Genomic DNA, 21,888 nt, shown 5'->3' with positions numbered 1-21,888 from the left:
CTGCCCAGCGGGCATCTTCCGCCGCTAATGCCGAAACACCCTCACCCGATCGGCAGCGCCGTCGTGCTCTTCACCTCGTCCAATATGATGGACGATCGCGCCGTCGCCACCTCCGGCGCGGCCAGGATGCGGTGGCTCAGCAGCTGGTTGAAGCTGGCCAGATCGCGGGTGGCAACCTTCAGGATGATGTCGGCCTCTCCGGTCAGCTTCTGGCATTCCAGCACCTCGTCCAGCGCCAGGATGCGGCTGCGGAACGCATCGGCGGCCTCGGGCGCATGGCTTTTCATGGTGATCAGCACATAGGCCATCAGGCCGATGCCCAGCGACGCCGGGTTCAGCCGGGCATGAAAGCCGCGCACATGGCCATCGCGCTTCAACGCCGCCATGCGGCGCGAACATTGCGAGGCCGAAAGCGCAATGGCCTCGCTCATCTCCACCGGGCCGATGTCGCCGCGCTGTTGCCACACGGCCAGGATCTTGAGGTCATAACCATCGAGCATGCACGGATGCTAGGGCAGGGGGCTGATAACCGCAACGCCCGTGCATGAAAAAGGCGGCGGCTGCATCATGCAGCCGCCGCCCTTGCTTGCAGTTCAGGCTTATTCGCGGCCGCCGCGGTTCACCGGGTTGGTGCGGTCATCGCCGTCGGCACCCTCGGCAGCCGGCGCCGCATCAGTGGCCGGTGCCGCGGCATCCGCAGCCGGTGCCATCGCATCGGCGGCCGGCGCCGCTTCAGCCGCAGGCGCCGCTTCGGCAGCCGGTGCTTCGGCGGCCGGTGCTTCGGCCGGAGCCTCTTCCTTCTTGTTGCAGCCGGCAAGGGTGAGAGCAGCCAGCGCAGCGCCGGTCAGCAGAAGTTTGTTCGACATGTTCATTCCCCAGTCTGGTCGATCGCCCTGGCACGGGCCACATGGCACCGACCCGGCGTTCGAATCAGCCCGTCCCCCGACGGGCGCTGCCAGCATGCCTCAATCCGTCAGACCTGTCCAACCGTCTCCGGCGCACCGATCGCGCGCAGCACCGCCACAAAGCGGGGATCGTCCCGCACCGGGTCCAGCATCGGATCATGCGCAGCCAGGATCAGGCCCGAATCCCGCTGCTGCAAGGCCAGTTCCAGGCTGGCCAGCGCCGCATCGCGCTCGCCCCACTGCGCCAGCACCTCGGCCCGCTGAAAGGCCACTGCGTCGCCAAATTCCGCCGTCAACCGCGCCAGATGCACTTCGCCGGCCGCCCGACCCGCTGTGCGGCCATCGATGATCGCCAGGCTGCGCAGCCGGCTCACCCGACCCTGTTCGGCGCTGTAATGCCGCCGTGCGCCGGCCAGATCGCCCTGCGCCAGCGCCATGTCGCCCATCAGGCTGTGCACCGTGTCCATATCCGGCTGCAGCCGCAGCACGGCGCCAAAGGCCGAAGCGGCCTCGGCCCAGGCGCGGGCGCCATATTCGATCACGCCCTTGCTGCGGAACACGCGCGGGTTGAGCGGATCCAGCAGCGCGGCGCGCGCCACGGCGGTGCGGGCGGTGGCGAAATCGCCCATCTGGCCCAGAAATTCGGCGCAGCCGGCCAGGATCGGCGCATTGCCCAGCCCCAGTTCCAGCGCCCGGCGATAAGGATCGCGCGCCGCCGCCAGATCAAGCTGGCTCGACAGCAGATAGCCCAGCGCGGCATGGCCTTCCGCCATATCGGGCGCCAGCGCGATGGCCTGGCGCGCGCCCGACAGCGCCTGCGCCCGCAACCGGGCAGCCGCATCGGCATCATTGCTGTTGTTGGCAATCGTCACCAGGCAGCGCGACCGGGCGGCATGGGCCGCGCCATAACGGGCATCGGCGGCAATGGCGGCATCATACTCGGCCAGGGCGGCGCGGTCGCTGGCATCGCTGGCCGCCGATTGATACAGCGCCTGGCCCTTCAGATAATGATCAAAGGCGGCGCTGTTCCTGGTTGCGCCCGGCCGCCGGGCCTGCCAGCCATCCGCCTGCGCCAGGCTCGAAATCAACGCATCTGCGACCGTGGTGGCGATCTCCGCCTGCACGGCCAGCACATCGGCGGCCACCCGATCGAAACTCTGGCTCCAGCGCTCCAGCCCGGTGCTGCCATCCACCAGGCGCACCGCGATCCGCACCCGCCCGGCCGCCGGCCGCACCGTGCCCATCAACAGGCTGGAAACGCCCAGTGCCTTCGCGATCTGGCGCGGATCGGCATCGCTCTGCCTGAACCCGCCCGCCGATGCCGCGCCCGATACCAGCAGTTGCCGATTGAGCGCCAGGGTGGTGCGCAGCTCTTCGGCCAGGCCTTCGGCGAAATAATCCTCCTCGTCGCGCCCCGACAGGTTGCGGAACGGCAGCACGGCGATGCTGCCCTGGGCTTGTGCCGGCGATTGCCGCCAGATGGCCCAGCCGCCAGCAGCGGCCGCCGCCAGCCCGACGCCGCCGCCCAGCAGCCAGCGCCGATCAATCCCGGTGCGCGGGCCGGTTGCGCCCGCCACCTGCTTCACCGGCGCCGAAACCGCCCGCCCTGCCACCGCCGCCACACCAGCCAGCAGCTGCTGGAACGGGGCGGCATCCGCCTTGCCGTTCCAGTGGCTGAAATCAATCACATGCAGCTGCCGGAACCCCAGCGGCGGCAGGCCGCCATCCAGGCTCAACGGCACCAGCCGCCCACGATCCCGCCCCACCGCCGCCTCGTCGCGCACCCAATGGCTGTCATTGGCCGCCGCACTCCACAACACGATCACGGCGTCCACCCGGGCAAGCGCGGTCTCGATGCTGGTCTGAAACGCCTCGCCGGCCGTCAGCATGCCGTCCCACCACACGGTGCAGCCGGCCGCCTCCAGCGCCACCACCAGCCGCCGCGCCGCATCGGCATCAGCACTGGCATGGCTGACAAACAGGCTCGGCCCGCTCGTCGTTGCCGGCGAAGCGGTGCCGTCAACCATTGTCGTTGGCGATGCGGCGGCGCTCCGCCAGTTTCTTCAACAGGGCGCGGGTGCGCAACTGGCCCAGCAACTCGTTGATCAGGGCGATGCCCTGTTCGGCCATGTCCAGCGCCTTGGCCTCGCCCACCTGGCCGGCGGTATGTTCCAGGAAATGCCGGATTTCCTGGTTGGTCAGCCAATCGATCAGCACATGATAGAGCCGCATCTGGCCATCGTTGAAGCCCAGTTCCGGCCGGAAGCCAATCTCGTCCAGCCGGCCGACGGTGCGCAGGATGGCGGCATCGCGTGCCGACACCGTGCCATCATCAGCCACGCTGATCATCAGATCATCCAGATGCTCGCGCTGATGGTCCGGCACACCCAGATCGGCCAGCGCCACCCGCGCCGGGCCGGCCTCCTCCAGCCGCTGGGCCAGCAGCGCGTCCAGCATCGGAAAGGCATCGGGCAACAGCCAGCGGTTGCCATCCTCCGCCTCCAGCAGCTCGCGGATCACGGCCAGTGGCAGGAAGCGCTCTTCCTGCAGGCGCTTGATCGCCTTCAGCCGCGCCACATGCACATCGGAATAGCGCGCACTGTTGCGGCTGGCCTTGTCCGGCTCGGGCAACAGGCCTTCGCGGATATAATAGCGGATGGTCTCCCGCCCGACCCCGCTGGCCTTTTCCAGATCACGCATGCGCATGGCTCTCGCCTTAGCGCAATTCGCCGCGCCATGCTAACCCGATGGCCATGGACGAATTTGCCCGCCTCCTCGATGCGCTGCTCTACACCCGCAGCCGCACCGCCAAGCTGGCGCTGATCGCGGGCTTTTTCCGGTCCACACCGCATCCTGATGCCGGCTGGGCGCTGGCCGCGCTCACCGGCACGCTGAACCTGAAGGCGGTGCAGCCCAGCCTGCTCAAGGCGCTGATGGCAGAGCGGGTTGACCCCACGCTGTTTGCCCTGTCGCATGATTTCGTCGGCGACATGGCCGAAACCATCTCGCTGCTCTGGCCCGAGCCGGCCGGCACCCGCCCGCCGCCACCGGGGCTGGATGCGGTGGTGCAGCGCCTGCAATCGCTGTCTCGGAAGGAGGCGCCAGCCGTGGTCGCCGGCCTGATGGACGCGCTCGATGCCGCCGGCCGCTATGCCCTCATCAAGCTCGCCACCGGGGCCTTGCGCATCGGCGTGTCAGCCCGGCTGGCCAAGACCGGCTTTGCGCAAGGGTTCGGCCTTGATGTGGAGGATGTGGAGGAGCTGTGGCACGGCCTGTCGCCGCCGTTCGCGCCGCTGTTTGCCTGGGCGCAGGGGCAGGGGCCGCGGCCAACGCCCGGCGATGTGCCGGTGTTCCGCCCGTTCATGCTGGCCAGCCCGCTGGAGGAGCCCGTCGATCTGGCCGATCACGTGGCCGAATGGAAATGGGATGGCATCCGCGTGCAGATCGTCCACGCCGGCGCCCAGACCAGGCTGTTCAGCCGCACCGGCGACGATATTTCCGCCAGCTTCCCGGATGTGACGCTGGATCAGCCGCTGGCGCTGGACGGGGAATTGCTGGTGCGTGGGGCCGGTCAGGGCGATGGCACGCTCGCCGCCGGAAGCTTCAACGCGCTGCAACAACGGCTGGGCCGCAAGGCGCCAACGGCCAAATTGCTGGCGGAAGCGCCGGCCTTCATCCGCGTCTATGATCTTCTCGCTCATGCTGGAAAGGATCTGCGGCCGCTGCCGTGGTACCAGCGCCGCGCCCGGCTGGAGGCGGTGATGCCTGAGCTCGATCCCGCCCGCTTTGATCTGTCCCCGCTGGTCCCGGCCGCCGATTGGGGCGAACTGGCCGGCATCCGTGCCGCCGCCCGCGATGCTGCCATCGAAGGGCTGATGCTGAAACGCCGCGATGCGCCCTATGTTGCCGGCCGCCGCGCCGGCCTGTGGTTCAAGTGGAAGCGCGATGCGCTCACTGCCGATTGCGTGATCATGTATGCCCAGCGCGGCCACGGCAAACGCTCCAGCCTCTACAGCGATTTCACCTTTGGCTGCTGGACGGACGATGGCCAGCTGTTGCCCGTCGGCAAGGCCTATAGCGGCTTCACCGATGCCGAACTCGCCCTGCTCGACAAGTTCGTGCGCACCCACACCACCGCCCGCTTCGGCCCGGTGCGGGAGGTGGAGAAAAGCTTCGTCGTCGAAGTCGCCTTCGATTCGATCCATGCCTCCACCCGCCACAAATCCGGCCTTGCCATGCGCTTCCCGCGCATCGCCCGGCTGCGGCCCGACAAGCCGGCGGCCGAGGCTGACCGCATCGCCACCCTGTTGCGCCTGTGTGCCTGATGAGCCCCAGTTGACCGGCCGCCGCCCCCGGCCGATGCTCCGGCCATGAGCCTTGCCGTCCTGCTTGCCGCCGCCAGCATCCCCAGCCTGGCGTTGCCGCCGCCATCGCCGCTGAACGGCCTGGCTGGCTGCTGGCGCGTCACCGGCACGGTGGAGGGCAAGCCCACCACCGCCATCGCGCGCGGCAGCCGTCGGCTTGGCGGCCACTATCTGCTGTTCGAGCTGCACGGGCTGAACCCCAAGGACCCGTATGACGCCGCCATCATCATGGCCGAGGCCGGCCCCGGCCAGCTGACCGCCTGGTGGATGGACAGTTTCGGCGGCCCCGGCAGCGCCGCCGGCAAGGGTGGCGTGGTCGGCGCCGGTTTCTTGATCAGCTATGATTATGGCAGCGCCGTTTTCATCAACCGCTTCACGCCGCAGGGGCAGGGCTGGCGCTGGCAGATCGATGCCAGGCCCACCGGCAAGCCCGCCACCGCCTTCGCCCGCTACACGCTCAGCCCCGGCCGCTGCGGCCCGGGCTTTTCCGTCTTCTGAAACCGGCCTAAGGCTTGGCCCATGCTTATCGCCACCTTCAACATCAATGGCACCAACGCCCGCCTGCCGCGCCTGCTGGAATGGCTGGAGGAGGCAAAGCCCGACATTGCCTGCCTGCAGGAAATCAAGACCATGACGGAGAATTTCCCCGTCGATGTGCTCCGGGGGGCCGGTTACCACTGCCTCGTCCACGGCCAGAAGGGCTTCAACGGGGTCGCCATCCTGTCGCGCGAGCCAGCCACCGAAGTGCAGCGCGGCCTGCCGGGTGACGACAGCGACGAACAGTCCCGCTATCTTGAAGCCGATGTGATGGGCGTGCGCGTGGCGTCCATCTATCTGCCCAACGGCAACCCGGTGCCGGGGCCCAAATTTGATTACAAGCTGGCCTGGATGGAACGCCTGCGCCGCCACGCTGCCGGGCTGCTGGCAACCGGCCTGCCGGTGGTGCTGGCCGGGGATTACAACGTCATCCCCAACGATGATGACATCTGGGACGCGTCTGCCATGCGCGACGATGCGCTACGCCAGCCCGAGTCCGTCGCGGCTTACCGCCAGCTGCTGTGGCAGGGCTGGACCGACGCGGTGCGCAGCCTGCACCCGCTGGGCGGGGTCTGGAGCTTCTGGGATTATCAGGCCGGCGCCTGGCCGCGCGACCATGGCTTCCGCATCGATCATCTGCTGCTGTCCCCGGCCGCGGCGGACCGGCTGGCTGATGCCGGCGTGATGAAGCATGTGCGCGGCGCAGAGAAGGCCAGCGACCATGCGCCGGCCTGGGTGCGGTTGCGGTAGGACCGCTGGCGCGCGCGGCTCCCGCCCTCTCCGCAAACCTGTTTGGGGCGGAATTGTTCAGCCCAGATCGCTGCGCGCCTGCTCCCAGTGCCGGCCATCGTAAAAGCGGATGCGCGGGGTGATGCTCTCCACATCATCGAGCGCGCGCCAGTTCACGCTGAAACCATCAGGGTGGGAGCGGGGGACATAGAAGCTCTTGATCCCGCAGGTGCGGCAGAAGAGGTGGCGGGCGGTGCCGGTGCCCCAGCGATAATCGCTCAGCGCCTCGGCGCCGCGTTCCAGGGTGAAATCATCGGCGCTGGCAATCAGGTGCAGGAAACCCGTCTTGGCGCAGATCGAGCAGTTGCAATCGAGCAGTTCGGGCGGATCATCGAACCGCACCCGGAACCGCACCTGGCCGCAATGGCAGCCGCCGCTGGCTTCATGTCTGCTCATGCCGCCTGCCAAACCCCATCCCCAGCCGCAACGCAAGCCGGGCCGTGACATTACACTTTGCTTATAGGGGATTTTACGGGGGTGACGGGCCGCGCCGCTGTCTGGCACCAATCAGACAGGGCGTGCAGGACCGGCCGACAGCGGGCAGCTTTGGCCACCATGCATCAGTCCGGGGCCAACGCATCCCGTCGGGGGGCGGTGATGCCGGCCCCGGACGCCCATCCTTCCCCCATTTTTCCCGTCAATCTTGATGACACCAGGAATGAACCGCTCATGCCGAGCTTGTCGAGGCACGCTCCAAACGCGGCGCGTGCCTCGACAAGCTCGGCATGGGCGGCTTTGGGTTTTGTCGCGAGGGAAATTGGCTTCAGCCCGGCACCTTCACATCGGCCAGCGCCGGATCGCGGCTGCCCACCGGCGCGGCCAGCACTTCGGCGATGAAATTGCCCTTGTTCACCACGCTGGTCTTGGGATCGGCGGCCTGGCTGCGGATGGCGGGATCAACATTGTTGGCCCCGGCGCGATCCAGCAATTGCTGTTCGGCCTGGCTGCGCGGCGGCGGCTTCACGCCGGGGCCGAACAGCGCCTCCATCGCGGCGGCCTGGGCATCCACGCCCACGGCGCGCGGCGCGCCCGGCTTGGGCGGGGCCAGGGCGAAATCGGGCGGCACCACCAGCGGCGCACCGCGGGCGATGGACAGTTCGTCAGGGCCGCGGGCATTCAGGCCGCCGCGCTTGCTGCACGAGACGAGGGCGGTGGCGGCCAGCACCAGGATCAGCATCTTACGCATCTTTTGGTCCCATCTCGGTTGGCCGGGCCATGATCGCCCGGCCCAGCAACAGCATCACCCCCAGTGTAATCGCAGCATCGGCCAGGTTGAAGACCCAGAAGCTGTATTCACCCCAGAAGAAGTGCAGAAAATCGACAACATAGCCAAAACGGGCCCGGTCGATGATATTGCCCAGCGCGCCGCCCAGCACCAGGCCGAGCGCCGCAATGTCAACGGGATGCTTCTCCCGCCGCAGCCAGGCCGCCACCGCCAGCGCGATGCCTGCCGTGGCAAAGGTGAGCAGCCAGCGCCCCAGATCGGAGCCGGCCTGCAGCATGCCCATCGACACGCCGACATTGCCCACGAAAGTCAGCCGGAAGAAGGGCCACACATCGATGCCGCCAATGGCGGGGAGGTGGATCACCTCCAGCACCCAATATTTGCTGATCTGGTCAAGGATCAGCACCAGGGCGGCCAGGGCGAAGCCGCGGTTAGGCCCCGAATTAACCATGCACCACCGCATCGCAGCGGCCGCACAGCTCGGTTTCGGCGTTCACATCGGGCAGGTGGCGCCAGCAGCGGGCACATTTGGCCAGATCAGCCTTCTCCACCATCAGGCTTTCGGTGTCGCCGGCGGTGATCGCCACCTCGGCCACCAGCAGCAGTTCGGCCAGATCGAGCCCAGCCAGCGCAGCAATGCGATCGCTATGGGCGGTGGTGATGGCGACGCGGGCTTCCAGGAAACTGCCCACCTTCCTGGCGCGGCGCAATTCCTCAAGTTTCAGATAGGCTTCCTCGCGCAACTTGCGGGCGAGTGTGAACTGCTTGTCGAGCGCGGCATCCTGCCAGGCCGCATCAATCTCCGGCCATTCCAGCAGGTGCACGGATTGGGCGTCGGGATAGCGGGTGGCCCACACTTCTTCCGCCGTGAACACCAGCACCGGGGCAAGCCAGCGGGTGAGGGCGTGGAAGACGATATCCAGCACGGTGCGCCAGGCCCGGCGGGTGGGGGCGGTCGGCGCGTCGCAATAAAGGCTGTCCTTGCGCACATCCATGGCAAAGGCGGACAGGTCGTTCTGGACGAAATCATTGATCAGGCTGGTGTAGCGGTTGAAATCATAGGCGTTCACCGCCGCCTTCAACTCGCCTGACAGCACGGCCAGCCGGTGCAGCACCCAGCGTTCCAGCGCCGGCATCTCGGCCACCGGCAGGCGTTCGGCGTCGCTGAAGCCATCCAGCGCGCCCAGCAGATAGCGGAAGGTGTTGCGGAGCTTGCGATACTGGTCCGCCACGCCCTTCAGGATCTCATCGCCGATGCGGTGATCCTCGGTGAAATCGACCGAGAGCGCCCACAGCCGCAGGATATCGGCGCCGAACGTCTTCATCACGTCCAGCGGATTGATGACATTGCCTTCCGACTTCGACATCTTCCGGCCCGACGCATCCATGGTGAAACCATGGGTCAGGATCGCCTTGTAGGGCGCACGGCCACGGGTGGCGCAGCTTTGCAGCAGGCTGGATTGGAACCAGCCGCGATGCTGGTCACTGCCTTCCAGATAGAGATCGGCCGGCCACGAATATTCCGGCCAGCGGCCAGATTCGAGCACATAGGCGTGGGTGCAACCGCTGTCGAACCACACGTCCAGGATGTCGGTGATCATCTCATATTGGTCGACCCGGTCGCCCAGCAGTTCACGTGCGAACTCCGGCGTCCAGGCGTCCACGCCTTCGGCCTTGAACCGCTCGATGATCTTTTGATTGATTGATTTATCAACCAGATAGTCGCCGGTCTTGCGATCAACAAACAGGGTGATCGGCACGCCCCAGGCGCGCTGGCGGCTCAGCACCCAATCGGGGCGGCCTTCGACCATCGAACCGATGCGGTTGCGGCCCTTGTCGGGCGTGAAGTGGGTGGCAGCGATGGCGGCCAGGGCGCGGGCCCGGAGCGTGTCCGCCCCTCCACCATGCTGCGCATGGTCCCCCTCCCCAAGCGGAGCTTGGGGAGGAACAGCAACGTCCTCCCCATTCTTTGGATGGGGAGGTGGCGCCCGCAGGGCGACGGAGGGGCCAATCGGCTTGTCCATCGGCACGAACCATTGCGGCGTGCAGCGGAAGATCACCTTCTTCTTGGACCGCCAGGAGTGCGGATAACTGTGCGCGAACGGCCCGGCCGAGAGCAGCGCACCGGCGGCCTTCAGATCGCTGCAGATCGGGCCATCGGGCGCATTGAGATTGGGGTTGATGACATTCTTGGCCTCGCCGCCCAGCCACAGCCAATCGGCGCGGTAACGGCCATCGGCCTCCACGGCGAACACGGGATTGATGCCATGCGCCTTGCACAGCGCGAAATCATCCTCGCCATGATCGGGCGCCATGTGAACGAGGCCGGTGCCCTGGTCGGTGGTGACGAAATCGCCGGGCAGGAAGGGGCGCGGCGTGGCGAAGAAGCCGCCCAGCTTGTGCATCGGGTGACGGGCGACGGCACCGGCAAAGTCAGCACCTTTGCCGCGCCACAAAACGCGGTCAGTCTTCAGACCAAGCGGCATTCGTTCCTTCGCAATCTGCTCAAGCAGCGCGGCAGCCACGATCACCCGCTTCGTTCTTTCTTTTAGCGACTTGCCCGCTGCCGGAGCTTGGCCAGGCTGTGACGACTGGATCAATTCTGGATGCAAGTGCTCGACGCAAATGTAATCAACGTCTTCGGAATACGCGATGCCCTGGTTCACCGGGATGGTCCACGGCGTCGTCGTCCAGATGACGGCGTAGGCCCCCACCAGTTCCGGCGCGTTGGGGGCTTCGACAATCTCGAACGCCACGTCGATCTGCGTGCTCGTGATGTCGTGATATTCCACCTCGGCATCAGCGAGCGCGGTCTTTTCCACCGGGGACCACATCACCGGCTTGGCGCCGCGATAGAGCTGGCCGCTTTCCGCAAACTTCAGCAGCTCGGAAACGATGGTCGCTTCCGAGGCGAAGTCCATGGTGAGATAGGGTTTTTTCCAATCACCATTGATGCCCAGCCGCTGCAGCTGCCCGGCCTGCACATTCACCCAATGCTGGGCATAGGCGCGGCATTCGGCGCGGAATTCCTTCGCCGGCACCTCGTCCTTGTTCTGCTTCTTGGCGCGATAGGCTTCCTCGACCTTCCATTCGATCGGCAGGCCGTGGCAATCCCAGCCGGGCACATAGGGCACATCCTTGCCCAGCAGCGACTGGGTGCGCACCACCGCATCCTTCAGGATATGGTTCAGCGCGTGGCCGATATGCATGTCCCCGTTCGCATAGGGGGGGCCATCGTGATAGATGAATTTATCCCGGCCCTTACGCGCGGCGCGCAGCTGCGCATAAAGGTCCGCCGCCTGCCATTTGGCCAGGATCTGCGGTTCCTTCTCCGGCAGGCCGGCCTTCATCGGAAAGTCGGTCTTGGGCAGGAAGACGGTGGGGCGATAATCGGGCGCGCTCATGATGGCCCGGCTTTAGGGGAAGCGGGCGGCGCTGTCACGCGTCACGAAAGATCCTCCCCCTCTGGGGGAGGTGCCCGCAGGGCGGAGGGGGCGGCGAGGACCGGGCTTGCCGGCCCCCTCCGTCGCGCTTCGCGCGCCACCTCCCCCGAGGGGGAGGATCTATTGGCCCCGCAGCACCCGCCTGGCATTCTCCGCATCGAGCGCAATCTGCGCCTTCAGCGCCTCCAGCCCCGGCAGCTTCATTTCGGGCCGCAGGTACGCCACCAGCTCCACCCCGATGGTCTGGCCGTAAAGATCGCCGCTCCAGTCCATCAGCCAGGTTTCCAGCAGCTCCACCGGCGGCTCGATCATCGGGCGGATGCCAAGATTGGCGACACCATCAACGCGCGACCCATCGTTCAGCCACACGCGCACCGCATAAACGCCATAGGCGGGGCGGACATAATCCCCCAGCGTGAGGTTGGCGGTGGGAAAGCCCAGGGTGCGGCCCAGCTTGGCACCATGTTCGACCTGGCCAACAATGGTGAACGGCCGCGTGAGCATCTGGCCGGCCACGCCCGGCTGCCCGGCGCGCAGCGCGGCGCGGATGCGGGTGGAGCTGATGGTGCCGCCGGCATCGGCAACGGGATCAACAACGCGGGCGGCAAAGCCCTTCTTCAGGCCGAGCCGGGCCAACTCGGTCACATCGCCGGAGCGGCCCTTGCCAAAGGTGAAATCGCCGCCGGTGACAACGCCGGCAACGCCCATCCGCATCTCCAGCCATTCATCGACGAATTCTTCGGCCGAAAGCGCGGCGAGGTCGCGGCTGAACGGGATCATCACCAGCCCGTCCATGCCGAAATTGCCGAGCCAGCGTTCCCGCTGGGCAATGGTGGACAGGCCGAACGGCGCCACATCGGGCTGGAACAGCCGGGCCGGGTGCGGATCGAAACTGGCGACCAGCGTCGGCCGGCCCAGTTTTCGCGCCCAATCGCGCGCGGCACCCACCACGGCCTGGTGGCCGGCGTGAAAGCCATCGAAATTGCCCAGCGCCACGATGGCGCCGCGCAAATCGCCGGGCAGCGCGTCCCCGTGCATGATCAGCTTCATGGGTAGGCGGCTTAGCGGGGTGCGAGGCCAGCGGCAAGCAGCCGCGCCGCATTGCCGCCCATCACCTTGGCAATATCGCTGTCAGACAGGCCGGCCGCCATCAGCGCCTGGGTCACCGCCTCCAGATGTTCGGTGGTGAAGCCCACGGTGGTGCCGCCATCATAATCACTGCCCAGGCCAACATGATCGATGCCGGCTTGCCTGATCACATGCAATATGGCCCTGGCCGTGGCCTGCGGCGTGGGTGCGCACACCGCGGCATCCCAATAGCCGATGCCGATCATGCCGCCATTGGCCTTCAGCATCTGCAATTGTGCGTCGGTCAGGTTGCGCGGCGTGTTGCAGGTGGCCTTGACGCCGCCATGGCTCACCACCACCGGGCGGGTGGCAATGGCCATCACGTCGGCAAAGGTGGCGGCGCTGCTGTGCGCCAGATCGATGATCATGCCGCGCTATTCCGCCTCGGCCACCACCTGCCGGCCCAGCGCGGTGAGCCCGCCCTTTTTCAGGCCGTGCATCGATCCGCCCACATCATTGTCAGAGAAATGCACCAGCCCGATCATGCGGAAGCCGGCATCGTGCAGCTTTTCCAGATTGGCGATGTCGCCTTCCAGATTCTGCGCGCCTTCCGTTGACAGCAGCGCGCCCGTCACCGGCACTTTGGCGGCCCGGTCGGCGAGCAGCTTTTCGAGATCAGCCGGCGTGCGGATGATGCGCAGCAGGCCCTGCGCCCGATCCTCGGCGTCGCGCAGCTTCTGCGCATGCCACAGCGAGCGTTCCAGCAGGCTGAACCAGGTGCGGACCGGCTGGCGCTGGGCGATCACCAGCGGGGTGATATTGTCGCTATCGCTGCCATTGGCCTGATAATTCTGGCCACGCGGGGTCTTCGTCACGCTGGAAAATATCTGCAGCGCGACATTGCCGGCCTCCAGCCGTTCCAGATCGACATGGCCCTGGGTGGATTCGGTGATCAGATCGCGCTGCCACATCAGCGTATCGGCATGAAGATCGATTACCGTCAGCCGGCTGTGCAGGGCGCTGGCCTCCGCCGAAACCGGCCAGATCGCCCCGGTCCAGCGGTTCATGCCGCGTTCGACGATGCCGGGGGCAAAACCGAAAAAACCGATGGCGGCCACACTGGCAACCACCGCAACACTGGCCAGGATCTTCTTGCGCATCATCCCCCCAATTGGCCGCTCAACGCCGTTCCAGCGTGACAAAGACAAAGCCCGGCCGCTCACCCTCGGCCGGATGCGCCACCCGCGCCACCTCGCGCCAACGGCTGGCATCAAACGGCGGCAGGATCGTATCACCCACGGGCTCGGCGTCCACCTCGGTCAATTCGATCCGGGTCGCGATCGGCAGGGCAAGGGCATAGATTTCGGCGCCGCCAATGATCATCAGGTCGCCGCGCACCCGCGGATCAAGCCCCGCCGCCGCCACCGCCTCGGCCAGGTTTGGCACCACGGTCACGCCGTCCGCCGTCCACGCCGGATCGCGCGTCATCACGATATTCTGCCGGCCGGGCAGCGGCTTGCCGATTGATTCGAAGGTCTTGCGGCCCATCACCACCGGCTTTCCCACCGTGATCGCCTTGAAGCGTTTCAGATCAGCCGGCAGATGCCAGGGCAGGGCGCCCTTGTTGCCGATGATCCCGTTCTTCGCCCGGGCAACGACGATGGTGACATCCAGGCTCATACCGCCACCGGCGCCGCGATATGGGGATGGGGATCGTAACCGGTGATGACGAAATCCTCGAGGGCATAGCTGAACAGGTCCGCCGGCTGGCGGGCGAAGTCCAGCCGCGGCAAGGGGCGGGTGCTGCGGCGCAATTGCTCCGTCACCAGATGTTCGTGGTTTTCATAGACATGGCAATCGGCGCCCATCCAGGTGAGCATGCCGGGTTCCAGCCCGCACTGCTGCGCCAGCATGCGGATCAGCACGGCGGCTTCGAAGATGTTGAACGGAAAGCCCAGGCCCAGATCGCAGCTGCGCTGATAGAGGATGCCGGAGAGGCGACCATCAGCGACGAAATATTGATAGGTCATGTGGCAGGGCGGCAGCGCCATCTGATCCAGATAGGGCACGTTCCAGCCGGTGAAGATGTGCCGCCGGCTGTTGGGGTTGCGTTTGAGGCCATCGACCAGCGCGGCCAGCTGGTCAAACGGCGTGTCGGCGCGATAGCTGCCGTCTTCGTTGGCGGCAAAGCGCGGCCAGCGCCGCCATTGCACGCCATAGACCGGGCCCAGTTCGCCCCAGCGCGCGGCAAAATCCGCGTCCGCCATGATCCGCGCCTCGAACTCGTCGCGGCTGATCGCCTCGCCGCTGGCCTTGCGATAGGCATCGAGCGGCCAGTCCGTCCAGATATGCACGCCCTGTTCAACGAGGGGGCGGATGTTCGATTCGCCGTTCAGGAACCAGATCAGCTCGCGGATCGCCGATTTCCAGAATACCCGCTTGGTGGTGAGCAGTGGCACCGTGCCGTCAGACAGATCGAACTTCAGCATCTCGCCAAACAGGGCGCGGGTGCCGGTGCCGGTGCGGTCACCACGCGCCACGCCTGTGCGCCACACGCGCTGCAATAGATCAAGATACTGGGCTTCGCCGGTCAACGTCATTGCCCCTTTTCAGGGATATGGCGCAGCGGCGTCAACCACCGCCAGCATGCCCATGTTGCAAAGGGAATATTTGCATGTTCGGCACGGCACGGGCTGGCACCAGCCACGACATCACGGCGATCCCCGGCCCCTGGGAGGATGCTAATGGCCAGGCGCGGGCAATCCGCCTGCACCATCGTGGCGCCGTGCCGGCGTTGCGATCGGCCATGCTGCGTGATCGCAAGATCGTGCTGATCGATCGGCTGGGCTGGGATCTGCAATCGCCCGACGGGCTGCACGAGATTGATGAATATGATCAGGATGAGACGCTCTATCTGATCGTGCATCAGCCTGAAACCGGCCGTCATCTAGGCTCGGTGCGGCTGCTGCCCAGCACCGCGCCGCATCTTCTGGGCGACCATTTCGCCCATCTGTGCCTTGATGGTGTGCCCCGCGGCCCCGATGTGTGCGAGATCACCCGGCTCGTCACCGCGCCCGGCCTGACCCGCGCCGAAGCGCTGCAGGTGCGGCGGCAGCTCTCCATCGCCCTGTTCGAACATGCGCTGGAAGCCGGCATCACCCGCTACACCATGGTCACCCACATGCCCTGGCTGCCCAGCCTGCTCTCCATCGGCTGGGATGCCGAACCGCTGGGCATGCCGGCGGGCGAAGGCGTGGATGCGGTGGCCGCGCTGCAGATTTTCGTCAATGCCGCCACGCTCCACCGGCTGCGCGCGGCCTGGGCCATGCCGCCCAGGGTGTTGCCCACGGCCTGGCTGCGGCCCGAGATCGACCGGAGGGAGCAAGCGGCGTCCTGACCCTGCGCCCCGCTTCCCCCGTGTCGAGGGTGCCCCGGCCTGCCATCCCGCTCTGCAAACGGCCCTCCCCGTCTGCAGTTATCGGGCAGGTTCGGGGCACCCACCCGAATTTCCCAACCCGCCATGGTTGAACTGATCGCCGCCTGGCATGTGCTGCTGCACGAGGCGTTGCTGCTGGTTGCCATCATCATCGCGATCAATGGCCTGGACGATCTGGCCGTCGATCTGGCCTGGCTGTGGCTGCGGCCGCGCCACCAGTCGGCGCCGCCACCGCCGGCGCCAAAGGGCTGCAATTTCGCCATCCTGATCCCGGCCTGGGATGAAGCCGCGGTGATCGGCCCGATGCTGCGCCGGTTGCTGGCCACCCAGGCCTGGCCGGATTTCATCGTGCTGGTCGGGCTTTATCCCAATGATCCGGCCGGGCTGGCGGCGGTGGCGGCCATCGCCGATCCGCGCCTGCGCCTGGCCATCAATCCGCGCCCGGGCCCCACCACCAAGGCCGATTGCCTGAACCAGCTGTGGCAGCATCTGTGTGCGGAAGAAGCCCGCCAGGGCCGGCGCTTTGCCGCCGTGGTGCTGCACGATGCCGAAGATGTGGTGCACCCACAGGAATTGGCGGTGATGGCGGCGCATCTGGCCGGCCCCGATGCGCCGGCGATGGTGCAGCTGCCGGTCAGGCCGTTGATCGATGCTGGCAGCCCGCTGGTCGCCGGCCATTATATCGATGAATTTGCCCAATCGCACGGCAAGGATCTGCTGGTGCGGCAATGGCTGGGGGCGGCGCTGCCTTCGGCCGGGGTGGGCGTGGCGTTCGATCGCGTCTTGCTGGGGCAGGTGGCCGCCGCGCAAGGCGGCCGCCCCTTTGCCGACAACAGCCTGACCGAGGATTACGAGCTTGGGCTGAAACTGCACGCCCTGGGCGGGCGCGGCCGGCTGGTGCGCCACCATCACGACGGCCAGTTGGTGGCCACGGCCGAACATTTCCCGGCCAGCCTCGGCAGTGCCATAAGGCAGAAGGCGCGCTGGGCCCATGGCATTTCGCTGGCCGGCTGGGATCGCGTCGGCTGGCGCGGCGGGCTGGCCAACCGCTGGATGCTGTGGCGTGACCGCAAGGGCCCGGCAATGGCGCTGGTGTCGCTGGCGGCCTATGCCGTAGCCGGCATGATCGCCCTTGATGGACTGGTGCGCCACTTGTGGCCACCGGCAGCGGCGCTGCCGCCTCTGTCTCACGGGCTGGTGGCGTTGTTGTGGTGGAATTTTGCCCTGTTGTGCTGGCGATTGCTGGTGCGGGCATTGTTCACCTGCCGGGAGGAGGGGCCGGTGGAAGGCTTGCTCGCCACGCCGCGCGCCGCGGTTGGCAATATCATCAATGCGCTTGCGACGTTCCGGGCACTTCGGCTCTATATCGCAGCCTTGCGCGCCGGAACCGCCCCGGTGTGGGACAAGACGGTGCACCGCTTTCCGTCCACCAGCGATCCGGCGCGGGGGTGATGGCGGTGCCCCGGCGCGGGCGGCCGTTGGCCGTTTGGGGCAGCAGCCTGCTTCTGTTGCTGGTCTGGCTTGGGCTGCGCTGGCCCGGCCTCGCCCATGAGCAGGCTGTGCTGGCCACCATGCTGGCTACGCGCCTGGCTCCCATCCGCCTCGCCATGCCCAGCCCGATTGCACCATGCGGGTCGCCGCGCCGCCGCTGCCCTTACCGCCCAAACTGGCGCCGGACCGGGCGGCGCAGCCCCCAGCCCACATTCGGGCCGGCCCGTCATTGCCGGCAATGACGCCGGTTCCGGCGCCCGCCCCGGTGATCCTGCCCGTCTCGCTCCTGCCAGTCCTGCCTGTGCCAGCGCCGCCGCTGCCCGGTCAGCCGCTGCCGCCACCGGGAAACCCACTGCAGGCAGCGGAACCCGCATCGGCCTTTCGTCTGGCCGAAGCTGGCTATGCCCGCCAGGCCGCTGGCCAGCGTCGGCAGGCGGCGGCGCTGTTCGATGCAGCGTTGGCCCTGGAACCGGGCCATCCAGGCTGGGCTGCCGAATGGGCCATGCTGGGTCGCCGCTGGCAAATTGGCGGTTTTGCCGTGCTGCGTGATGGCGGACCGGCCGGGCCGGCGGCCAGCCCGGTGCTGGGTGGTGGCCAACTGGGCGCCAGCCTCGTCTTTCTGCCCGATCCGCTGGCCCAGCGCCCGCTGGCGCTGCTGCTTCGCGCCAACATCGCCGCCAGCCCGCGCGCTGTGGATGCCGCCAGCGCCCAGTTGGCGGCTGGCCTGCGCTGGCAACTGCGGCCCGGCCTCACGCTCGCAGCCGAACGGCTGATCCCGCTGGGCGCCGCCACCAGGGCTGATTGGACCGTGCGGCTGGCGGCAGGCGGCGCTGCCGGGCGGCTTGCCGCTTATGGCGAAGCCGGGGTGCTGGCCCAGGGCGGCCTCTATGCCGGCGCGCAGGCCAGCGCGCGGCTGCTGCGAATCGGCCCCGCCGCGCTGGCCGCCGGCAGCTGGGCCAGCCTGCAGACCGGCACGCCCGATGTCTGGCGGGTCGATCTTGGCCCGTCGCTTTCCGCCAGCATGAAGGGGGTGCGGCTGCAGGCCGATTGGCGCCAGCGGGTCGGCGGCAATGCCGCGCCGGGCAGCGGGCCGGTGGTCACGCTGTCGTCCGGTTTCTGAACCGCGCACGCCTGATGTGGATTTGGTCACCAGCGCGCAAGCCGCGTGCACATTTCCAGCCGATATTGCCACAGATTGCACGGATTTTGGCCACATGATGCGCTATCATCGGCACGCGTTGCTGGAGGGTGCTCATGGCTGACCTGTTCGAAAATCTGCTGGGCCTGGATGGCTTTGAATTCATCGAATTCTGCGCGCCGGAAAAGGGTGTGCTGGAACCGGTGTTCGCCGCCATGGGCTTTGCGCTGGTGGCGCGCCACCGTTCCAAGGATGTGCAGCTGTGGCGGCAGGGCGGCATCAACCTCATCGCCAATTATGAAAAACACAGCCCGGCCTGGTATTTCGCCGCCGAACATGGGCCATCGGCCTGCGGCATGGCCTGGCGGGTGAAGGATGCAGCCAAGGCCTATGCCGAGGCGCTGGAACGTGGGGCCGAGCCGGTCGAAAGCCGCACCGGCCCGATGGAGCTGCGCCTGCCCGGTTTTCGCGGCATCGGCGGCTCGATCATCTATCTCATCGATCGCTATGGCCCGGAGCTGTCGATCTATGACATTGATTTCGTGTATGAACCAGGCGTGGACCGCAACCCGGTTGGGGCGGGACTGCAGATCATCGATCACCTCACCCACAATGTCTATGGCGGCCGTATGGCGCACTGGGCGGCCTTTTACGAGCGCATCGCCAATTTCCGCGAGATCCGCTTCTTCGACATCAAGGGCGAATATACCGGCCTGACCAGCAAGGCGATGACGGCGCCAGACGGCAAGATCCGCATCCCTTTGAACGAGGAAGCCAAGGGCGGGAATGGCCAGATCGACGAATTCCTGCGCGCCTACAATGGTGAGGGCATCCAGCACATCGCCTTTGCCTGCGATGATCTGGTGACGGTGTGGGATCGGCTGCGTGCGCTTGGCGTCAACTTCATGACGCCGCCGCCCGCCACCTATTACGCGATGCTGGACGAACGCCTGCCCGGCCATGGTGAGCCGGTGGCCGATCTGATGGCGCGCGGCATCCTGCTCGATGGCACCACCAACGGCACCAAGCGCCTGCTTTTGCAGATCTTCTCCGAAACCGTGATCGGCCCGGTGTTCTTCGAATTCATCCAGCGCAAGGGCGACGAAGGCTTTGGCGAGGGCAATTTCAAGGCGCTGTTCGAAAGCATCGAGCGCGACCAGATCGCCCGCGGCGTGCTGGCGGTGGAGCCGGCGCAATGACGGTTCCGACCCTCAAGCGCATCCACCACGTCGCCTATCGCTGCCGCGACGCCGCCGAAACCGTGGCCTGGTATGAACGGGTGCTGGGTATGACCTACACCACCGCCTTTGCCGAGGATCATGTGCCCTCCACCGGCGCCTATGATCCTTATATGCACGTGTTCCTCGATTGCGGCGGTGGCAACGTGCTGGCGTTCTTCGAACTGCCGAACCAGCCGGAGATGGGCAAGGACCCGAACACCCCGGCCTGGGTGCAGCATCTGGCCTTTGAAGTGGAAAACGAAGCCGAACTGCTCGCCGCCAAGGCGCATCTGGAAGGGCAGGGCATCGATGTGCTGGGCCCGACTTGGCACGGCATCTTCAAGTCGATCTATTTCTTCGATCCCAACGGCCACAGGCTGGAACTGGCCTGCAACATCGGCACGGCGGAACAATATGCCGAGCTGAAGACGGTCGCCCCGCTGATGCTGGCCGAATGGCGCCAGACGAAAAAGGCCCCCAAACACGCCGCCTGGCTGCACCAGCCGCCGGAATGATGGGCTATTGCGGCGTCACATCCGGCGTCGTGTTGTCCATGTCGCGCCACAGCTTCCAGTCACCCTTCTGCCATTTGTAGATGAGGATGGACCGGCCGGCCGTTCGGATCGGCGGGGCGCCCCCGGGCAGCTGCGCCGTCATCCAATAGCGGGCGATCACGAAGCCAAAGGGCTTTTTCGCCTGCACATCCTCGGGCTCGAAGCGGAAGGTCACGGTGGCGCCGCGATCCTTGAAGCGCCTGAGATAGGCGATAATGGCGTCCGCGCCCTTGGCGGCCGGGGCCTTGTCGGTCATCAGCCAGGCATCATCGGCATAAAGCGCCCTGAGTGCCGCCCAGTCGCCAGCGCTGTAGGCGGCGTTCCAGCGGTCTCCATGGCCCCGCAGCGCGTCTTCCGCCGGGGCGGCCACAACGGGGGCCGCAGCGATCAGGGCCGCAGCGAGCAGGGTTGGGGTGATCAGGGCAGCTTTCATAACAGGCGCTCCGTTCAGGGGATGAGCAGGCTGGAACCGGTGGTGGCCCGGCCTTCCAGCGCGACATGGGCCGCCGCCGCCTCGGCCAGGGGCCAGCGCTGGCCGATGCTGATGGCGATCTGCCGCGACGCGATCATCTCCCACACGCGGGCGGCCCCGGCGGCGCGCTCCTCTGGCGTGGTGTAATAATCAAACAGGGTCGGCCGGGTGTTCACCAGGCTGGCCTTCTGCGCCAGCACGGCCAGTTCCACCGGCCCCACCGCCGCATCGGCATTGCCATAATTGACGATCAGGCCGCGCCGGCCGGTGGCGTCCAGGCTGGCCGCCCAGGTGGAGCGGCCAACGCCATCATAGGTCACCCGCACGCCGGCGCCATTGGTCAACGCCCGCACTGCCGGCGCCACCTCGGTTTCGGCATAGTTGATGACATGGTCACAGCCCGCGCCGCGCGCCGCTTCGGCCTTGGCTGCGCTCGAAACCGTGCCGATCACCAGGGCGCCCACCGATTTCAGCCATTGCACCAGGATCAGGCCAACACCGCCGGCCGCCGCATGCACCAGCACCGGCCAGCCGGCCTCCACCCGGGCGCAGCGTTCGACCAGGAATTCCGCCGTGGCCGCCTTCAGAAAACCGGCCGCCGCAGTGTCGTCGTCAATCGCGTCGGGCAGGGCAAACAGGCTGGCGGCCGCAATATTGCGGTGGCTGGCATAGGCGCCGCGTTCGGGGCAAAAGCTCACCACCCGGTCGCCTTCGCGCCACTGGGTCACGCCTGGCCCCACCGCCACCACCACGCCGGCTGCTTCCAGCCCCAGGCCGCCGGGCAGGGGCATGGGATAGATGCCACGCCGATAATAAGTGTCGATGAAATTGATGCCGATGCTGCGGTGCTGCACCATGACCGCGCCGGGCCCGGGCGGCGGCAGCATGGCCTCCTCCCATGTGATCACCTCCGGCCCGCCGGTCTGGCGGATGATGGCGCTGATCGCCTTCATCTTGTCCCCCGCGTGCAGCTGCCCTGCACCCAGCGCAGGTTGATGCCGATCAGCTTCGCGGCGGGATCGGCCCAGCTGTAGCTGACGGCCCGGTTGGGTTGATCCGGCGTGTGGACATACAGCACCAGCGACGGCCGGTTCTGGCTGGGCGGCGGCCACACCACGTTGCGCAGCCGCAACTCCACCGCCGGTGCGCCGTCCACCGCGCTCACCACCCGGCCGCCGGCATCGTGGGTGACCAGATTGGCGGCAAAGTGTAGCGCGACGATCAAGGTGAGAACTACGCGACGATC

General features: G+C 67.0%; 22 protein-coding genes and 1 pseudogene. 8 read left to right on the top strand and 15 right to left on the bottom strand.

All coding sequences use genetic code 11. The features are described 5' to 3' along the window. Positions 1-41: 41 nt before the first annotated feature. The 4 genes from CHU93_RS06850 to CHU93_RS06835 form a co-directional block, all read right to left on the bottom strand. The gene (locus CHU93_RS06850; RefSeq protein WP_094473360.1) at positions 42-500 is read right to left on the bottom strand and encodes an Lrp/AsnC family transcriptional regulator; all 459 of its coding nucleotides are present in this window, start codon (positions 498-500) and stop codon (positions 42-44) included. Positions 501-599: 99 nt separating this feature from the next. Then, a complete protein-coding gene (locus CHU93_RS06845) occupies positions 600-866 on the bottom strand; it encodes a hypothetical protein (protein ID WP_094473380.1) in 267 nt (88 codons plus the stop codon). Between the two features lie 107 nt (positions 867-973). Continuing rightward, a complete protein-coding gene (locus tag CHU93_RS06840) occupies positions 974-2,932 on the bottom strand; it encodes a TIR domain-containing protein (RefSeq protein ID WP_094473359.1) in 1,959 nt (652 codons plus the stop codon). Continuing rightward, on the bottom strand, positions 2,925-3,611 hold the full coding sequence (locus CHU93_RS06835; RefSeq protein ID WP_094473358.1) for a MerR family transcriptional regulator: 687 nt from the start codon (positions 3,609-3,611) through the stop codon (positions 2,925-2,927). Before CHU93_RS06835 ends, CHU93_RS06840 begins: the two co-directional genes overlap by 8 nt. A gap of 47 nt (positions 3,612-3,658) precedes the next feature. On the opposite strand from CHU93_RS06835, the gene CHU93_RS06830 reads away from it, so the two are divergent. Genes CHU93_RS06830 through xth form a run of 3 tightly spaced genes read left to right on the top strand, consistent with a single transcriptional unit; the run spans position 3,659 to position 6,556 of the window. After that, positions 3,659-5,230, top strand: a complete 1,572-nt coding sequence (locus CHU93_RS06830; RefSeq protein WP_094473379.1) for a cisplatin damage response ATP-dependent DNA ligase — start codon at positions 3,659-3,661, stop codon at positions 5,228-5,230. A gap of 45 nt (positions 5,231-5,275) precedes the next feature. Then, positions 5,276-5,767, top strand: a complete 492-nt coding sequence (locus CHU93_RS06825; RefSeq protein WP_094473357.1) for a hypothetical protein — start codon at positions 5,276-5,278, stop codon at positions 5,765-5,767. Between the two features lie 21 nt (positions 5,768-5,788). Next, positions 5,789-6,556, top strand: coding sequence for an exodeoxyribonuclease III (gene xth / locus CHU93_RS06820; protein WP_094473356.1), 768 nt, complete (start codon positions 5,789-5,791; stop codon positions 6,554-6,556). 57 nt (positions 6,557-6,613) lie between these two features. On the opposite strand, the gene CHU93_RS06815 is transcribed toward xth, so the two are convergent. The 8 genes and pseudogenes from CHU93_RS06815 to CHU93_RS06780 form a co-directional block, all read right to left on the bottom strand. After that, positions 6,614-6,991, bottom strand: coding sequence for a GFA family protein (locus CHU93_RS06815; protein WP_094473355.1), 378 nt, complete (start codon positions 6,989-6,991; stop codon positions 6,614-6,616). Positions 6,992-7,358: 367 nt separating this feature from the next. Next, positions 7,359-7,781: a DUF3035 domain-containing protein gene (locus CHU93_RS06810; RefSeq protein WP_094473354.1), complete on the bottom strand. Its 423-nt coding sequence runs from the start codon at positions 7,779-7,781 to the stop codon at positions 7,359-7,361. Further along, a complete protein-coding gene (lspA, locus tag CHU93_RS06805; protein ID WP_086117273.1) occupies positions 7,774-8,271 on the bottom strand; it encodes a signal peptidase II in 498 nt (165 codons plus the stop codon). Before lspA ends, CHU93_RS06810 begins: the two co-directional genes overlap by 8 nt. Beyond that, positions 8,264-11,224, bottom strand: a complete 2,961-nt coding sequence (gene ileS, locus CHU93_RS06800) for an isoleucine--tRNA ligase (RefSeq protein WP_094473353.1) — start codon at positions 11,222-11,224, stop codon at positions 8,264-8,266. The genes lspA and ileS overlap by 8 nt, the downstream gene beginning before the upstream one ends. A 159-nt stretch (positions 11,225-11,383) precedes the next feature. Further along, a complete protein-coding gene (locus CHU93_RS06795; protein WP_094473352.1) occupies positions 11,384-12,313 on the bottom strand; it encodes a bifunctional riboflavin kinase/FAD synthetase in 930 nt (309 codons plus the stop codon). A gap of 11 nt (positions 12,314-12,324) precedes the next feature. Then, positions 12,325-13,398: pseudogene (locus CHU93_RS06790) on the bottom strand (dipeptidase). Between the two features lie 112 nt (positions 13,399-13,510). After that, a complete protein-coding gene (locus CHU93_RS06785) occupies positions 13,511-14,011 on the bottom strand; it encodes a dihydrofolate reductase (protein ID WP_094473351.1) in 501 nt (166 codons plus the stop codon). Continuing rightward, complete coding sequence (locus tag CHU93_RS06780; RefSeq protein WP_094473350.1) at positions 14,008-14,931, bottom strand: thymidylate synthase; 924 nt, start codon at positions 14,929-14,931, stop codon at positions 14,008-14,010. The genes CHU93_RS06785 and CHU93_RS06780 overlap by 4 nt, the downstream gene beginning before the upstream one ends. A 74-nt stretch (positions 14,932-15,005) precedes the next feature. Here CHU93_RS06780 and CHU93_RS06775 point away from each other — a divergent pair, with 74 nt between their 5' ends. From CHU93_RS06775 to CHU93_RS06750, 5 genes are all read left to right on the top strand, one after another. Then, positions 15,006-15,728, top strand: coding sequence for an acyl-homoserine-lactone synthase (locus CHU93_RS06775; RefSeq protein WP_165768637.1), 723 nt, complete (start codon positions 15,006-15,008; stop codon positions 15,726-15,728). A 123-nt stretch (positions 15,729-15,851) separates the two neighbouring features. Then, positions 15,852-17,219, top strand: a complete 1,368-nt coding sequence (locus tag CHU93_RS06770) for a glycosyl transferase family protein (RefSeq protein WP_094473348.1) — start codon at positions 15,852-15,854, stop codon at positions 17,217-17,219. 304 nt (positions 17,220-17,523) lie between these two features. Further along, positions 17,524-18,378 carry a hypothetical protein gene (locus CHU93_RS06760; protein WP_133064341.1) on the top strand — a complete coding sequence of 285 codons (855 nt, stop codon included), beginning with the start codon at positions 17,524-17,526 and terminating at the stop codon, positions 18,376-18,378. Between the two features lie 134 nt (positions 18,379-18,512). Further along, positions 18,513-19,595 carry a 4-hydroxyphenylpyruvate dioxygenase gene (gene hppD, locus CHU93_RS06755; RefSeq protein ID WP_094473345.1) on the top strand — a complete coding sequence of 361 codons (1,083 nt, stop codon included), beginning with the start codon at positions 18,513-18,515 and terminating at the stop codon, positions 19,593-19,595. Then, positions 19,592-20,131, top strand: coding sequence for a VOC family protein (locus CHU93_RS06750; RefSeq protein ID WP_094473344.1), 540 nt, complete (start codon positions 19,592-19,594; stop codon positions 20,129-20,131). Before hppD ends, CHU93_RS06750 begins: the two co-directional genes overlap by 4 nt. Positions 20,132-20,135: 4 nt before the next feature. Here CHU93_RS06750 and CHU93_RS06745 read toward each other — a convergent pair whose 3' ends face one another. The 3 genes from CHU93_RS06745 to CHU93_RS06735 all read right to left on the bottom strand — a co-directional run. Beyond that, positions 20,136-20,603, bottom strand: coding sequence for a YybH family protein (locus tag CHU93_RS06745; RefSeq protein WP_094473343.1), 468 nt, complete (start codon positions 20,601-20,603; stop codon positions 20,136-20,138). 14 nt (positions 20,604-20,617) lie between these two features. Then, a complete protein-coding gene (locus tag CHU93_RS06740) occupies positions 20,618-21,595 on the bottom strand; it encodes a quinone oxidoreductase family protein (protein ID WP_094473342.1) in 978 nt (325 codons plus the stop codon). Continuing rightward, on the bottom strand, positions 21,592-21,888 hold a 297-nt coding region (locus tag CHU93_RS06735; protein ID WP_207759244.1), incomplete at its 5' end, for a hypothetical protein. The genes CHU93_RS06740 and CHU93_RS06735, both read right to left, overlap by 4 nt.

The sequence above is a fragment of the Sandarakinorhabdus cyanobacteriorum genome (assembly GCF_002251755.1).
Lineage (GTDB): Bacteria > Pseudomonadota > Alphaproteobacteria > Sphingomonadales > Sphingomonadaceae > Sandarakinorhabdus > Sandarakinorhabdus cyanobacteriorum.
This window is presented reverse-complemented; position numbering and strand designations above follow the sequence as displayed.